This window comes from Winogradskyella sp. PC D3.3, assembly GCF_054366245.1.
Window position 1 is genome coordinate 2066712 of the sequence record NZ_CM135962.1, and the last position, 14626, is coordinate 2081337.

The 14626-nt window shown below is 34.8% G+C and carries 13 protein-coding genes; 5 read left to right on the top strand and 8 right to left on the bottom strand.

Going from position 1 to position 14626, the window contains the following annotated elements:
• Nucleotides 1-58: 58 nt before the first annotated feature.
• From ACXGSQ_RS08920 to ACXGSQ_RS08930, 3 genes are all read left to right on the top strand, one after another.
• On the top strand, nucleotides 59-736 hold the full coding sequence (locus ACXGSQ_RS08920) for a Crp/Fnr family transcriptional regulator (protein WP_458629343.1): 678 nt from the start codon (nucleotides 59-61) through the stop codon (nucleotides 734-736).
• A 465-nt stretch (nucleotides 737-1201) separates the two neighbouring features.
• Nucleotides 1202-2332, top strand: a complete 1131-nt coding sequence (locus ACXGSQ_RS08925; protein ID WP_458629263.1) for a vWA domain-containing protein — start codon at nucleotides 1202-1204, stop codon at nucleotides 2330-2332.
• An 83-nt stretch (nucleotides 2333-2415) separates the two neighbouring features.
• Nucleotides 2416-3879, top strand: a complete 1464-nt coding sequence (locus ACXGSQ_RS08930) for a MoxR family ATPase (protein WP_458629264.1) — start codon at nucleotides 2416-2418, stop codon at nucleotides 3877-3879.
• Nucleotide 3880: 1 nt separating this feature from the next.
• Here the strand turns inward: ACXGSQ_RS08930 and ACXGSQ_RS08935 are convergent, their stop codons facing one another.
• From ACXGSQ_RS08935 to ACXGSQ_RS08955, 5 genes are all read right to left on the bottom strand, one after another.
• The gene (locus ACXGSQ_RS08935; RefSeq protein ID WP_458629265.1) at nucleotides 3881-4453 is read right to left on the bottom strand and encodes a YdeI/OmpD-associated family protein; all 573 of its coding nucleotides are present in this window, start codon (nucleotides 4451-4453) and stop codon (nucleotides 3881-3883) included.
• A gap of 113 nt (nucleotides 4454-4566) precedes the next feature.
• A complete protein-coding gene (locus ACXGSQ_RS08940; RefSeq protein ID WP_458629266.1) occupies nucleotides 4567-6213 on the bottom strand; it encodes a M1 family metallopeptidase in 1647 nt (548 codons plus the stop codon).
• Nucleotides 6210-6560 (bottom strand): hypothetical protein, encoded by a 351-nt coding sequence (locus ACXGSQ_RS08945; RefSeq protein ID WP_458629267.1) that lies wholly within the window; start codon nucleotides 6558-6560, stop codon nucleotides 6210-6212. Before ACXGSQ_RS08945 ends, ACXGSQ_RS08940 begins: the two co-directional genes overlap by 4 nt.
• 50 nt (nucleotides 6561-6610) lie before the next feature.
• A complete protein-coding gene (locus tag ACXGSQ_RS08950; RefSeq protein ID WP_458629268.1) occupies nucleotides 6611-7957 on the bottom strand; it encodes a M28 family peptidase in 1347 nt (448 codons plus the stop codon).
• A 13-nt stretch (nucleotides 7958-7970) separates the two neighbouring features.
• Nucleotides 7971-9116 carry a DUF6265 family protein gene (locus ACXGSQ_RS08955; RefSeq protein WP_458629269.1) on the bottom strand — a complete coding sequence of 382 codons (1146 nt, stop codon included), beginning with the start codon at nucleotides 9114-9116 and terminating at the stop codon, nucleotides 7971-7973.
• 123 nt (nucleotides 9117-9239) lie between these two features.
• On the opposite strand from ACXGSQ_RS08955, the gene ACXGSQ_RS08960 reads away from it, so the two are divergent.
• Together ACXGSQ_RS08960 and ACXGSQ_RS08965 are read left to right on the top strand one after the other, a co-directional pair.
• On the top strand, nucleotides 9240-9626 hold the full coding sequence (locus ACXGSQ_RS08960) for a BlaI/MecI/CopY family transcriptional regulator (protein ID WP_458629270.1): 387 nt from the start codon (nucleotides 9240-9242) through the stop codon (nucleotides 9624-9626).
• Nucleotides 9619-11052 carry an N-acetylmuramoyl-L-alanine amidase gene (locus ACXGSQ_RS08965; protein ID WP_458629271.1) on the top strand — a complete coding sequence of 478 codons (1434 nt, stop codon included), beginning with the start codon at nucleotides 9619-9621 and terminating at the stop codon, nucleotides 11050-11052. Before ACXGSQ_RS08960 ends, ACXGSQ_RS08965 begins: the two co-directional genes overlap by 8 nt.
• Before the next feature lie 84 nt (nucleotides 11053-11136).
• On the opposite strand, the gene ACXGSQ_RS08970 is transcribed toward ACXGSQ_RS08965, so the two are convergent.
• The 3 genes from ACXGSQ_RS08970 to ACXGSQ_RS08980 are packed head-to-tail and all read right to left on the bottom strand — an operon-like array spanning nucleotide 11137 to nucleotide 14579.
• On the bottom strand, nucleotides 11137-12945 hold the full coding sequence (locus ACXGSQ_RS08970; protein WP_458629272.1) for an acyl-CoA dehydrogenase family protein: 1809 nt from the start codon (nucleotides 12943-12945) through the stop codon (nucleotides 11137-11139).
• Nucleotides 12946-12985: 40 nt separating this feature from the next.
• Nucleotides 12986-13342, bottom strand: a complete 357-nt coding sequence (locus ACXGSQ_RS08975) for a four helix bundle protein (protein WP_458629273.1) — start codon at nucleotides 13340-13342, stop codon at nucleotides 12986-12988.
• 46 nt (nucleotides 13343-13388) lie between these two features.
• Nucleotides 13389-14579, bottom strand: a complete 1191-nt coding sequence (locus ACXGSQ_RS08980; RefSeq protein ID WP_458629274.1) for an acetyl-CoA C-acyltransferase — start codon at nucleotides 14577-14579, stop codon at nucleotides 13389-13391.
• Between the last annotated feature and the right edge of the window lie 47 nt (nucleotides 14580-14626).

Genomic DNA, 14626 nt, shown 5'->3' on the forward strand with positions numbered 1-14626 from the left:
ATTTTAATCTATGATATTTGTCATGTTTTATTTAACTTTGAATTTAATAGATTTTGGAATGGGTAAATGTGAACAATGTATAATTAAACAGTTTAATGCTTTAAGGTCATTAGAAAAAAACGATCTAATTCGAATTTCTGGATGTAAAACTTCTAAATTTATTAAAAAAGGAGAAATTCTTTTTAGAGAAGGTGAAAGTATCAATGGTGTTTATTGCATAAAAGATGGTGTTTGTAAGTTAACAAAATTGAGTGCTAATGGCAAAGACCAAATCGTTAAGCTTGTAGTTAGAGGAGATTTATTAGGACAACGTTCATTAGTAAATGATGAGAAATCGAACTTAACGGCTATAGCACTAAATGATATGGAAATTTGTTTTATTCCTAAAAGTGAGATTTTACATGATTTAACGAAAAATGCATCGTTTTCTTTAGATATGCTTAAAGAGATGGCTAAAGAACTTAGGATTGCCGATAATATCATTGTTGATATGGCTCAGAAATCTGTAAAACAACGATTAGCTGATGTGCTTATTTATTTACATGAAGCTTTTGATAGAGATGAAAATGGTTTTTTAGGCGTTATGTTATCTCGAGAAGATTACGCCAATCTTGTAGGAACCGCTACAGAATCTGCGATTAGAATTTTATCTCAGTTTAAAAAAGAAGGACTGATTTCAACGACAGGGAAACATGTAAAGATCGAAAATTTAGAAGGTTTGAAACGCGTTGAATAATAAGAGCTTTTATTACCTGTTTGATTTATAATATTTTTTAGGGACCAATACTTTAATGATATTCTTATATGTCATGCTAGCGCTTATTAAAGGTGCTATGAAAAGAAGTACTTGTAAGCCAATATTCAGATCATATTAGAGTCGATAGAGACCTCAAAGATTCTGAATACTTGCCGTTCATATTATATTTATTGTTAATTGATTTACGTAATTAAACTATCCACATTGGAGGAGAATTATAGAAATGAAATGCAATAATCTATAAGAAAAGAGCAACTACAGTCTAAAATATAACGAAAAGCTATTATTTGATTTCTAAAGGAGATGTTAATGCTGATGATAGCCGCGTGAAAAGCATTATTTTTACATAGCTATAAAACTAGTATTCTTAAAAAAAATATTACACAACGACTTAGGGGAATAGCGAACTGCATGTGTCAGTTAAATTACAATAAAGAAAAACACATGAAAGAAAAAACGAATAAATCGGGTTTCGTCTTTAAAACCTATGAAGCTCCGCATCAATCTCCTTTCGATAAACTCTTTGAAATCTTTAAAGAACTGATTACACATACTTCTGGTGATTTTGATGAAGCTATCGATTGGTTACGAGAACTGGATAAAGAATACAAATTAACAACTCCAGAATATACCATTGATGATTTTATTGAAGACCTAAAGAATAAAGGGTATATAAGAGAAGAGCTAGATCCTACTGGTGCAGGTGAAGGCGGTATGACAATTACAGCCAAAACAGAACGTGCTATTAGACAACAAGCACTAGATCATATTTTTGGTAAAATAAAACGCAGTGGTTCTGGTAACCATAAAAGCAAAGGTGTTGGACTTGGAGACGAGCATACAGGTGATTTTAGACCTTATCAGTTTGGTGATGGTTTAGATAACGTTTCGATGACTGAAAGCATTAGAAACGCACAAATCAATAATGGGATTGGAGATTTTAGTCTAACAGAAGACGATTTGGTGGTTGAAGAAACGCTTCACAAAAGTCAAATGAGTACGGTTTTGATGATTGATATTAGTCACAGTATGATTCTGTACGGAGAAGACCGAATTACTCCAGCGAAAAAAGTCGCTATGGCTTTAGCCGAATTAATCACCACACGCTACCCAAAAGACACTTTAGAAATATTAGTCTTTGGTAATGATGCCTGGCCAATTAAAATTAAAGAATTACCCTATTTAAAAGTCGGTCCTTACCATACCAATACCGTTGCAGGATTACAACTCGCGATGGATATGTTGCGCAGAAAACGAAATACCAACAAGCAGATTTTTATGATTACGGATGGCAAGCCTAGTTGCTTACGTATGCCAGACGGCCAATATTATAAAAACAGTAATGGTTTAGATCCGTTTATCACCAACAAGTGTTATGCGATGGCACAACAGGCAAGACGTTTACATATTCCGATAACAACTTTTATGATTGCAGAAGATCCGTATTTGATGCAATTTATTAGAGCATTTACACAAGCCAATAGAGGAAAAGCCTTCTACACAGGATTGAAAGGTTTAGGAGAAATGATTTTTGAAGATTACGAAAACAATAGGAAGAAAAGAATTAAAGGATAAAAACAGCGTTTAGCTTTTAGGTATTAGCCTTTAGCTCAAACGAGCATACTAATAACTAAAAGCTAATAGCCACAAGCTATACAATGAAAACAGAAAACATAAGTACACTCGGAGAATTAAAAAAAGCAGGTTATCAATCAAAGTCTATTAAAGATGAATTGAGAGATAATCTTATTGAAAATATAAAGAATAAAGTCAATACGTTTGAAGGCATTCATGGTTATGAAAATACCGTAATCCCAGAATTAGAACGTGCGATTTTATCTAGACATAACATTAATTTATTAGGATTAAGAGGTCAGGCAAAAACACGTTTGGCAAGGATGATGGTGAATTTGTTGGATGAAAATATTCCAGTAGTTGAAGGTTCTGAAATTAATGACGATCCATTAGCTCCGATTTCAAGATTTGCAGTAGAATTGATTGCTGAAAAAGGAGATGATACTCCAATAACTTGGTTACATAGAAATGATCGTTTTGCTGAAAAATTAGCCACTCCAGATGTAACTGTTGCCGATATTATTGGTGATGTGGATCCGATAAAAGCAGCCAATTTAAAATTGAGTTATGCTGATGATCGTGTCATTCATTACGGCATGATTCCAAGAGCGAACCGTTGCATTTTTGTTATAAACGAATTGCCCGATTTACAAGCACGAATTCAAGTCGCCTTATTTAATATTTTACAAGAAGGAGATATTCAAATTAGAGGATTTAAATTGCGTTTGCCTTTAGATATGCAGTTTGTGTTTACAGCCAATCCTGAAGATTACACAAACAGAGGAAGCATTGTAACTCCTTTAAAAGATAGAATAGGGTCTCAGATTTTAACGCATTACCCAGATTCTGTAGAAACGGCTAGAACCATTACAACTCAAGAGGCAAAGTTAGATTCGAGACAATCGGAATCTGTTTATGTTCCAGAATTAGCGAAAGACCTTTTAGAGCAAATCAGTTTTGAAGCCAGAGAAAGTGAATATGTCGATGTAAAAAGTGGAGTCAGTGCACGTATGAGTATTACGGCTTTTGAGAATTTACTAAGTACCGCAGAGCGTCGTGCTTTAATTGCTGGTGACGATACAACAGCAGTACGTTTATCTGATTTTACAGGAGTGATTCCTGCAATTACAGGAAAAGTGGAATTGGTGTACGAAGGTGAACAAGAGGGTGCCGATTTTGTAGCTAACGCTTTAATGGAAGCTGCGGTAAAAACCTTATTCCCTAAATATTTTCCTAAAGTTGAAAAACTAGAAAAACAAGGTGACGAAACTCCTTACGATGACTTAATCTCATGGTTTTTCAATGGAGATGGTTTTGAATTGTTAGATGATTATGATGATGCAACTTATAAGGCAAAATTAGATGAGGTAACACCTTTAGATGCTTTAATTGCAGATTATCAGCCAGAAATTGATCCTAAAGATGTCTATTTTGAAAAGGAATTTATTCTTTGGGGTTTAACGCAATTTAAAAAATTAAGTAAGTATCGTTATTCTGAAGGCATGCAGTTTAAAGACCCTTATGGAAGTTATATAAGTGGGTTATAATTTACCAAATATCACGACTTTTAATATTAGCATCGCAGAGTTTAATAATCTCTGCGATTCTTTTTTGTTTTGTCGCTTCGCGTTTGGCTTGGTTTAACCAATATAAATACTGTTTTCGGTAGCTAGGAGCAAAGTTGAGGTAGTTTTCAAAAGCATTTTTGTTAGCATCAAAGGCTTTTTGAAGATTACGAGGAATGACTCCATTTTCGACATCGTCTAAAGCTGTCCAACTGCCATTTTCTTTTGCAATTTGAATAGACAGATGTCCACTTTTGTGGATTAGGTCTGCTTTATGTAATTGCGCTATATGATTTTTGTTCACTGCACTCCAGACACTCTTGGGTTGTCGTGGACAAAAATATTGTCTACGTTTTCCGTCTCCTAAACTTTTTACTGTGGAATCTATCCAGCCAAAACAAAGGGCCACTTTTACGGCTTCTTCCCAACGCATAGAGTCCTTTTTATGATCGACTTTGTAGAAAATTAAATGAACCCCTTTTACAGAATCGTGATAGTCTAGCAACCATTCGCGCCATTCCGTATCTGTTTTAAAATATAATTCTTGTAATTCCATGTTCATTTCCCGAGAAAGCGGAAATCTTTTGTTTTCAGACCTGTCAGGTTTTTTTTAATGTTATTTGATTCAACTGAGTGAATTGTCCTCTTGAGGGGACTTTAGGTGTGTTTTTAAATTTCTTTTGAATTTACATAAAAATTTCGGTCAACGATAAGTGACATTTTACTAGACTTTGTCATGAGCGATTTCCATTCTGCCTTTGGGTATATCCATTGTTCTTCATTGCCAATAATCACTTTTAAAGGCATATCAAACCCCTCAACAATGTCTGTCCAACGATACTTTAGTTCCCCCTTTTTTATTTCATATTCCAAGGTTGGAATTTTAGTCGTTCTTAAATATTGATTAAAAAAAGCCGTTAAATCAATACCAGAGTGCTCACTTAAGTAATCTTCAATCTGCTTCGTTGTTACCGTTTGATGATAAAATTCAGAATTTAAGCCTCTCAGTATTTGTCTCCATTTTTCATCATCTTCAATGAGTTGACGAAGTGTGTGCAACATATTAGCTCCTTTATAATACATGTCGCTAGAGCCTTCATTATTCACATTGTAGGTGCCAATTAAAGGTTTATCGTTTTGAATATTAGCACGTGTGCCAATCACATAATCGGCAGACGCTTCTTTGCCATAATAATAGTCTAAAAATAAATTTTCAGAGTAGGAGGTAAAGCCTTCGTGAATCCACATGTCAGCGATGTCTTTGTTGGTGATATTGTTAGCAAACCATTCGTGACCAGCTTCGTGGATAATAATAAAATCAAATTTTAAACCCCAACCTGTGCCAGATAAATCGCGCCCTAAATAGCCTTGCTTATATTGGTTTCCGTAGGTTACAGAACTTTGGTGCTCCATACCTAAATAAGGGACTTCAACCAATTTAAAACTATCTTCATAAAATGGATAAGGACCAAACCAATGTTCAAAGGCTTTCATCATTTTTGGAGCATTTTTAAAATGCGTTTTGGCGCGTTCTAAATTATCTTTAAGCACCCAATAATCCAGATCTAAATCCCCTTTTTCGCCTTTAAAGACTTCAGAGAAATTGGTATAGTCGCCAATATTCACATTAACGCCATAATTATTAATCGGGTTGCTCACAAACCAATGCGACGTAACGGTGTTGTTATTATTTTCAACCAGCTTTCTAAGACGACCGTTAGAGACATTCGTCAGCCCTTTTGGATTGGTAACGCTAATGAGCATACTGTCCACTTCATCATACATATGATCTTTGTTGGGCCACCACACGCTAGCTCCTAAACCTTGACAAGAGGTTGCTATAAAGTGTTTTCCATTTTTGTCTTTTTTCCATGAAAATCCACCATCCCAAGGAGCGCGTTTGGCTTCTCTTGGATAACCATTGTAATGAATTTCAATGGATTTGATGTCACCAATATTTTGCTTTGTAGGAATTAAAATAAAATTAGCATTACCTTCAACTTGCACCTCTAATTCTTTGCCATCTTGAATCGCTTTGGTGATTTCCAGAGGCTGTTGCAAATCAATTTGCATAAACTCATTAGGCGCTGAAACTACTTTATAATAAATAGTGTTTTTTCCTGAAATGAACTTGAGCTCTGGTTTTACTTCAATATCTAAATGGTAATAGGTTAAATCCCACCATGCGCGTTCTGGAGTGATGCTTCCTCTTAAGGTATCTTGATGTGTGAATTTTCCTTTATCTTGAAGTAATTGTGCTTTTACAGAAAATGTTGAAAGAATGACAATGATGAGACATACGTATTTCAATTTCATTTCATTTGAAGTTTTAAATATTTAAAGAACATAAATCCTGCCAGTAGTAAGGTTAGTCCTAAATAGAAGGATCCAAAAAGAAGAAGGTTGTTATAATCTTGATTAATAACGTTAAATTCAGATAACTCAGAAACTAACGCTAATACCATAAATAAACTCAACATAATAACGACAGTGGAAATTAGTAATCCTAAAATCATTTTTTTACTGAATATTTGATAAACAAGAATAGCTAATAAAGCTATAGCAATGGGATTGAAAAGGTTGGGCGTTAAGATCCAATAATAGATAACGGAACCGATTAAAAATAATTCAGGCAGTAGAGATGTAATCGTTTTAATTTTCATGGTTGCTTTTGGTATAATTAGTTTAGTGTTTCACTAATTTAACGGTGTTTTTATCTTAAAATTTTATTTGGAAACACAACAACACTTTCATGCCCATCTGCACTTACCGCTGCCACTCCAAAAAAGAAATTATCAATAACGATGCCGTCTAAGGTAAATTCGGTAGCACCTTCTACATAACGGCTGTGATCCCAAGTTGGAGAAGTGGTGTCTCTCCAATAGATTTTATAACCTTTGGCACCTTCAACTTTATTCCATTGTAATTTAGCAGAGGCTTCCACAATGCCACCAATACTAACTTCGGTTGGTGACGGTGGAGCAGAAGCAAGGCTTGCCATAGTAATGGCATTGACAGTGGTTAATTTCTTGCAATACGGAAAGTTAACATGTTCAAAAGTGTCTCCGTATGCAATCCCGTTTTCTGTACGAATATCTTGATGCTGTTGGGTATAATTTTCGTGAGCTTCCATAATTCGGATGCCAGCAAAGCCCGCATCATTAAAAGGTCTATGATGACCTCCACGTCCAAAACGATCTAAGCGATAAACTAGCATTGGGTTCATCTCTGGCATGTAGGTTTTTGTGGTTTTATATACAAATCGTGCCAACTGACGTGAAATACCATCGACTTCACCACCATAAAAACGTCTGGCTCTCGCTTGTTTTGCTAATGCTTCAGGATCTGTTTCCGAGGTTGTAATAGGTTCTGAGAAAATTCGGAAGGTGCGGTTATCAATCACACCATCGACTCCAGCGATATTTCCAATCATGTCATTATTTAAAACCCCAATAATATCCCAATGATGCTCTTTGGCATATTTAGCCAAGCCTTGACCTCCAAACAAACCTTGTTCTTCACCAGACAGTCCCACATAAATAATACTACTTTCAAATTTATATTGAGACAACACTCTAGCAGCTTCAATAGCACCTGCCATTCCTGTGGCATTGTCATTAGCACCTGGTGCATCTGAAGTAAAATCATTTGGATCAGAAACTCTAGAATCGATATCACCACTCATTATGATATAGCGATTTGGATATTTTGTGCCTCGCTGAATAGCAACAACATTAACGACCATTACGTCTTTAACGATACGTTGATTCTCTCCTTTTTTTACTAAATCCTTTTGGTAGAACACCTCTAAGCAATCGTTACAATCGTTAGAAATGGTTTCGAATTCAGACTTTATCCAACGACGCGCTGCTCCAATACCACGCGTTTTAGAAATGGTGTCGCTTAAGGTGTGTCGTGTTCCAAAATCGACTAACGTTTGTACGTCTTTTTTTAAACGCTCTTCGGAAACAGCATCAATGATGTCATAAATGTTTTGGTCGGTTTGTGCACCTAGGATGATAGAAACCATTAGAAATACTGAGCTGAATGCGATTTTCATAGTATTGAAGTTGTTAATCGATTAATTGTAAAGTTCCGAAAATATTGGCATCAATCCAACCACGATTTTTATCTTCACCTTCAACAGGAATTGAGCCTATGAAGTTTTCACGTTCTAAACTACTGTCGTTGTCACAGTAGGCCAGGGCAAAACCTATGTTTTTATTCGCTTGTAAGGCTGTAGGCAGGTTATCCATATCGTCTTTATAGGTGTCGTTAAATAATTTTATTTTGACTTCCCATAAGGTGGTGTTTCCTGTAACGTTTCGTTTAGATTCTATATGTGAATTATATAGTTTACCTTCTCTTTTTGTCGACATATCAACGACATTTCCGTCTAAAGCAATATGATAAGCAAAGGCATTATGATTAAATTGATGTTCGCCACCACTATTGTCTTCATCAATAAATACTTCTAAACAATCATCGTCCCACCACGCTACAAGAGGATCTTTGTGAGTGTCTACAAGGATATCATCTTGTATTTCTGCCAAAAGATAAAGGGCATCTTTAGTCCAAGATAACTTGTATCGCCCTTTAAAATCGTCCGCGGTATAGGCTTCACCTAACCATAACTGATCGAGTTGATGCCATTCTGAATTTTTCCAAATGGTTTCATTGGCAATACCATCAATATTTATGTTTTCTTTTGCATGTTTAACTTTAATTAGCTGTTTCAGTGGTTTGCTGTTTTTTAAAGTTTTTTTGTAATTGAATTTTACGGTTTCCGTTTTACCGTTGTCTTCGATATCCACATAGACATTCATTTCATTCTCTGAAATTTTTTCGAAAACCATACCTTCAAAAACGACTTTGTTATCTGTGATTTCTATTAAAGGGAAATCAACGGTTTCATCTTTAGATTCCCAACCTTTTAAATCAGATCTAAAATGCTTTAATTGAAGTAATAATGTGTTTTCTACTTCCCGTATAACTTCTATTTCGTAAAATGACACTCTACCATCGTTTATAAATTTAAAGCTGGCCATCATACTACCTGCCGAGGGTTCACTCCAAATTTCTTCTACTTGTCCTCCAAAAGCGTCTCCATGCCATGTGCCAGAAATCCATGAAATGTTTTCTAGTTTTGGTGCTAATTTTTTATCGTTTTGCGCTTGGGTTGCGGTAAATGCTAATAGGAATACAATTAAATACTTCATGTTACAAATGGCTAATAGTTACTTAAATTATCAAGGCATAATAGGTCAATAAAGATATAATTTTTAAGATAGATTTGTGCATTACATTTTTATTACTACATTTGTAGTATTAAAACTATAATTGTGGATATAAAACAACTAAATAAATCTGAGCTTCAAATTATGAAGTATTTATGGATGCTTGAAAAAGGATTTATGAAAGACATTGTAGAGCAATTTTCAGAACCAAGACCTGCTTATACGACGATTTCAACTTTATTGAAACGTATGACAGATAAAGAGTATATAGGTTTTGAACGTTTAGGAAGAGACAAACTATATTTTCCGATTCTTAAGAAGAACGATTATTTTACGAAACAGGTTAACGGAATGATTCAGCATTTTTTTAACGATTCTAAAGCGCAATTTGCATCGTTTTTTGCCAAAAATGCCGATTTATCGATGCAAGAATTAGAAGAACTTCAAGCGTTGTTAAAGCAGAAAATGGATCAAAAGAAAGCCAATGATTAGTTATTTCATTTATACCATTATTAGTTTAGGTTGTTCTTATGCAGTCTATGTTTTGTTACTTAGAAAGCAAAAAACATTTCAGTTTAATCGCTTTTTTTTAATAGGTTCTATTCTTTTGTGTTTGGTAGCACCATTTATGGAAATTGAATTATTTAATGCTGTTCCTAGTATTACTGAGATTCCTTTAGATAAATTAACAGAATCCATTGTGGAAACTCAAGATATAGAAGACGTGACTTTTGGTGAGGTTGAGCAAGTGAGCCTATCTCAAAAAAGTCCTTTTTTCTATGTTTATGTGATGATATCATTGTTTTTATCCTTCCGGTTTTTTAAGAATTTATTAAAGATTTATAGATTGACAAGAAACGATTATGAGTATGTCGGGAAGCTTAAGTTAATTGAGAATTCGGATTCTGATATGGTGTCTAGTTTTTTTAATTATATGTTTATTCCTAAACAGCACACGCTTTCTAGAGAGGATTACAAAAGTGTTATTGCTCATGAAACCGTACATAGTAAAGAGTTCCATTCTGTAGATATAATCCTTTTAGAGTTCCTCAGTTGCATCTTTTGGTTCAATCCATTTATCTGGTTGTATAAAAAAGCCATTTTGCAGAATCATGAATTTTTAGCAGATGAAAAGTCAGTTTTATCTGGAATTGATATTGAGAATTATTCAAACACCATTATAAATTTAGGGCAAAAGGAATACCGTGTTCCTCTAACTAGCGGATTTAATTTCATTCAAATCAAAAATCGAATTATTATGTTACATCAATCAAAATCATCAGTATTCAAACGAACTTTAAACATTATATCTGTCAGCTTACTTCTTGCAGGTATCTTTGTATTAAGTTCTTACAAAGACTTAAAAGAACCGCTCGTAGTTGTTATAGATGCAGGACATGGAGGAAAGGATTCCGGAAATACGTCTTTCAATGTAAACGAAAAGGATATTGTTTTAAATATTTCTCATTACCTGCAATCTCTTAGTGATGACAAGCTGAAAATAATTACAACTAGAAATGAAGATGAATTCTCGTCTTTAGATAACAGAATTACTTTTATAAATAACCTAAAACCAGATCTTGTAGTTAGTTTGCATTGTAATGCGCATTCTAACAGTGAAAACTCTGGTGTTGAGGCTTACTATTATGAAAGTGATAGTTTAGAAAATAATAATAAATCTATGATTTATAGTTCTATATTGGTATCAAGTTTAGTAAGTCAGAATTTTGATAATGCGAAAATAAAGTCAGGGAATTTTAAATTATTAAGAAGTTTAGATAGTCCTGCTGTTATGTTAGAAATAGGTTTTTTGACTAATGAAATAGATAGAACACAGCTTACTAATGTTGAAAAGCAGAAAGAAATAGCAGAAGTCATTTATAATGGTATTTTGGATGCAAGTACTATTAAATTTTAGAATTATTAAAAACTAAAAAAGCCAATCCAACCCAATCGTGTATGGGAAGAATTGGCTTTTAACTATTCAACTTAAACTAAATTGCTAGAAGCAGTATTTGCCTTCAGCTTTTACTTTTTCTGCAATCTCAATACGTAAATCTACAATATCTGGATAGTTTGCATATTTTGTAAAACGCTTAAGTCCCATTAATAGCATACGTTGTTCATCTCCTTCTGCAAAAGAAATAATACTTTCTTTTCCTTTTTCTTCAACGATATCTACAGCGTGATATAAATATAATTTAGCCATAGCGATTTGAGCAGATTGCGCTTTTTCGCTAGTACGTTTTACGTTTTTCTCAGTTCTTAAAATTGCAGATTCTGCCATATAGATTTCAATTAAGATATCGGCAGCAGCAATTAATAATTGTTGATGTTCTTCTAGTTGAGGTCCAAATTTTTGAACAGCTCCACCTGCAACCATTAAAAAGGCTTTTTTAAGCTTCTTAATCATTTCTTTTTCTTCTGAAAATAATTCAGAATAATCTGGTGTGTCAAAAGATGGGATACCCATTAATTCTTCTTGGACTTTCTGTGCAGGACCTAATAAATCTACATGACCTTTCATTGCCTTCTTTACTAACATACCAACAGCTAACATTCTGTTGATTTCGTTAGTGCCTTCATAGATACGTGCAATACGCGCATCTCTCCAAGCAGACTCCATAGGCGTTTCTTCAGAGAAGCCCATCCCACCAAAAATTTGGATACCTTCATCAGCACAATTTTGTACATCTTCAGATACAGCTACTTTTAAGATTGAACATTCAATAGCATATTCTTCAACCCCTTTAAGTTCGGCTTCTTGATGCGAATTACCTGCTGCTTCTCGCATGGCGATTCTGTCTTCAATATTTTTTGCAGCTCTATACGTTGCAGATTCACCAGCATAAGCACTAGCAGCCATTTCAGCTAACTTTACTTTAATAGCTCCGAAATCGGCAATAGGTGTTTTAAATTGTTTACGTTCTTTAGCATAATTTACCGCAGTAGTTAAAATACGACGCTGAGAATCTAAACAAGCCGCAGCTAATTTAATACGACCAACATTAAGGGCGTTCATTGCGATTTTAAAACCTTCACCACGACCCGCTAACATGTTTTCAACAGGCACTACTGTATCATTAAAGAACACTTGACGCGTAGAAGAGGCACGAATACCTAATTTGTGTTCTTCTTCTCCTAAAACAATACCGTTAGGATTATCTCCATCATATTCTACGATGAAACCTGTAATGTTTTTATCATCTTCAATACGAGCAAAAACAATCATCAAACTACAGAACCCTGCATTTGAGATCCACATTTTTTGACCGTTAATTTTATATGATTTTCCGTCTTCTGAAAGCGTTGCTGTTGTTTTACCAGAATTGGCATCAGATCCAGCTCCTGGTTCTGTTAAGCAATACGCGCCAAACCACTCACCAGAGGCTAATTTTGGTACGTATTTTTGTTTTTGTTCTTCGGTACCATATAAGGTAATAGGCATAGTCCCAATTCCTGTGTGTGCACCAAAAGCAGTACTAAAAGAACCTGTTCCACTTGAGATATAATCACAAGTTAATACTGTAGATACAAAACCCATTCCCATGCCGCCATAAGCTTCAGGAACAGCAACACTTAAAAAGCCCATATCACCAGCTTTACGCATTACCTCTTCGGTTAGTGCATAATCTTTAGCTTCAAAACGAGGCTTATGTGGTATGATTTCACGATCGTTAAATTCCATTACGGATTCCTTCATCATGGTTTGTTCTTCTGAAAAATCTTCAGGAGTAAACACATCTTCACAATTTGTTTCTTTTACTAAGAACTGACCTCCACGTAGGATGTCTTTTTCTGTATCTGCCATTTTTTTTGTTATTAGATTTTAAGATTTCTAGAACCAAGAATCAAGACCACTTAAGTCCGGATTTGAAACTTGAAATCATTTTTTGTATTTGTTTTATTTTGTCTTCTAATTCTTTAAATTTTTCTTCTGAAATATAGTTTTCATTAAAAGCAACATTCAATTGTGTTTCCCATTCAAAAGCAGAACCTAGACTATGCTCTAAAAAAGTAGCAAAATGTTTATTTGAGCTTTTACTTGTGCCTTCCGATATATTTGAAGGAATAGACACAGCGCATCGATTCATTTGACTCGTTAATCCATAAGTTTCAAAATCTGGAAAATTCCTAGTGATTTTATAAGATTCTGAAGCTAATACCATGCTTTCATTCCAAATTTTTAATTTCTTGAAATTAGGCATAGTCTATCGTCTTTTACGTCTTTTTATTAATCTTGACTCTTGGTTCTTAATTAAGGAATTCAAAGATTCCACAAGCTCCTTGGCCTGTACCTACACACATAGTAACTGCACCATATTTGCCTTTCATGTCACGCTTACGCATTTCATCAAATAACTGTACTGATAATTTTGCACCTGTACAGCCTAATGGGTGACCCAATGCAATGGCACCACCATTGACGTTAATAATATCTGGATTAAGACCTAGTTCTCTAATGACTGCTAAAGATTGCGAAGCAAAAGCTTCGTTTAACTCAATTAAAGCTAAATCGTCTTGTTTTAATCCTGCTTGTTTTAAGGCTTTTGGAATAGCTTTTACTGGTCCAATACCCATGATACGTGGCTCAACACCTGCTGCAGCGTAGTTTACCATTCTTGCAATGGGCTCTAAACCTAGTTCTTTCACCATGTCTTCACTCATCACCATTACAAAAGCAGCACCATCACTCATTTGTGACGAGTTACCAGCGGTAACACTTCCTCCAGCAGCAAATACCGCTCTTAGTTTTGCTAAAGCTTCTTTGCTTGTTCCTGCACGAGGGCCTTCATCTTTAGTTACGGTGTAAGATTTTGTGGCTTTCTTTCCGTTAGCATCGATATAAGTTTGTTCCACTTCAATAGGTACAATTTGATCTTGAAAACGGTTTTCAGCTTGTGCTCTTAACGCTTTCATGTGCGAATTGTAGGCAAACTCATCTTGGTCTTCACGAGAAACATTGAATTGTTTTGCAACAGCTTCAGCTGTATTTCCCATGCCCCAATAATAATCTTCGTGACCAGATTTTACTAAATCGTAATTTAATTCTGGTTTAAAACCAGTCATTGGTACACTACTCATACTTTCTGCACCACCAGCAATAATACAATCTGCCATTCCAGCTTGTATTTTCGCCGTTGCCATACCAATAGTTTCTACTCCAGAAGAGCAAAAACGGTTGACTGTTACACCAGGAACATCCACAATATCTAATCCCATTAAAGAGATTAAACGTGCCATATTTAATCCTTGAGCACCTTCTGGCATGGCGTTACCAACAATAACATCGTCAATACGCTTAGGATCTAAATCAGGCAATTCCTTCATCATATATTTGATGGTTTCTGCAGCCAATTCATCTGATCTTTTAAAACGGAACACACCTTTTGGCGCTTTACCAACTGCGGTTCTATATGCTTTTACTATATATGCTGTTTTCATATTTTATGCTTTTGGCTATTAGCTTTTGGCTATTAGCGTCTAAAAAT

What these genes read in the sequence shown, in the direction of transcription:
- ACXGSQ_RS08920 (WP_458629343.1), top strand. Translation starts at nt 59, where the DNA reads ATGGGTAAATGTGAACAATGTATAATTAAACAGTTTAATGCTTTAAGG.
- ACXGSQ_RS08925 (WP_458629263.1), top strand. Translation starts at nt 1,202, where the DNA reads ATGAAAGAAAAAACGAATAAATCGGGTTTCGTCTTTAAAACCTATGAA.
- ACXGSQ_RS08930 (WP_458629264.1), top strand. Translation starts at nt 2,416, where the DNA reads ATGAAAACAGAAAACATAAGTACACTCGGAGAATTAAAAAAAGCAGGT.
- ACXGSQ_RS08935 (WP_458629265.1), bottom strand. Translation starts at nt 4,453, where the DNA reads ATGGAATTACAAGAATTATATTTTAAAACAGATACGGAATGGCGCGAA.
- ACXGSQ_RS08940 (WP_458629266.1), bottom strand. Translation starts at nt 6,213, where the DNA reads ATGAAATTGAAATACGTATGTCTCATCATTGTCATTCTTTCAACATTT.
- ACXGSQ_RS08945 (WP_458629267.1), bottom strand. Translation starts at nt 6,560, where the DNA reads ATGAAAATTAAAACGATTACATCTCTACTGCCTGAATTATTTTTAATC.
- ACXGSQ_RS08950 (WP_458629268.1), bottom strand. Translation starts at nt 7,957, where the DNA reads ATGAAAATCGCATTCAGCTCAGTATTTCTAATGGTTTCTATCATCCTA.
- ACXGSQ_RS08955 (WP_458629269.1), bottom strand. Translation starts at nt 9,116, where the DNA reads ATGAAGTATTTAATTGTATTCCTATTAGCATTTACCGCAACCCAAGCG.
- ACXGSQ_RS08965 (WP_458629271.1), top strand. Translation starts at nt 9,619, where the DNA reads ATGATTAGTTATTTCATTTATACCATTATTAGTTTAGGTTGTTCTTAT.
- ACXGSQ_RS08970 (WP_458629272.1), bottom strand. Translation starts at nt 12,945, where the DNA reads ATGGCAGATACAGAAAAAGACATCCTACGTGGAGGTCAGTTCTTAGTA.
- ACXGSQ_RS08975 (WP_458629273.1), bottom strand. Translation starts at nt 13,342, where the DNA reads ATGCCTAATTTCAAGAAATTAAAAATTTGGAATGAAAGCATGGTATTA.
- ACXGSQ_RS08980 (WP_458629274.1), bottom strand. Translation starts at nt 14,579, where the DNA reads ATGAAAACAGCATATATAGTAAAAGCATATAGAACCGCAGTTGGTAAA.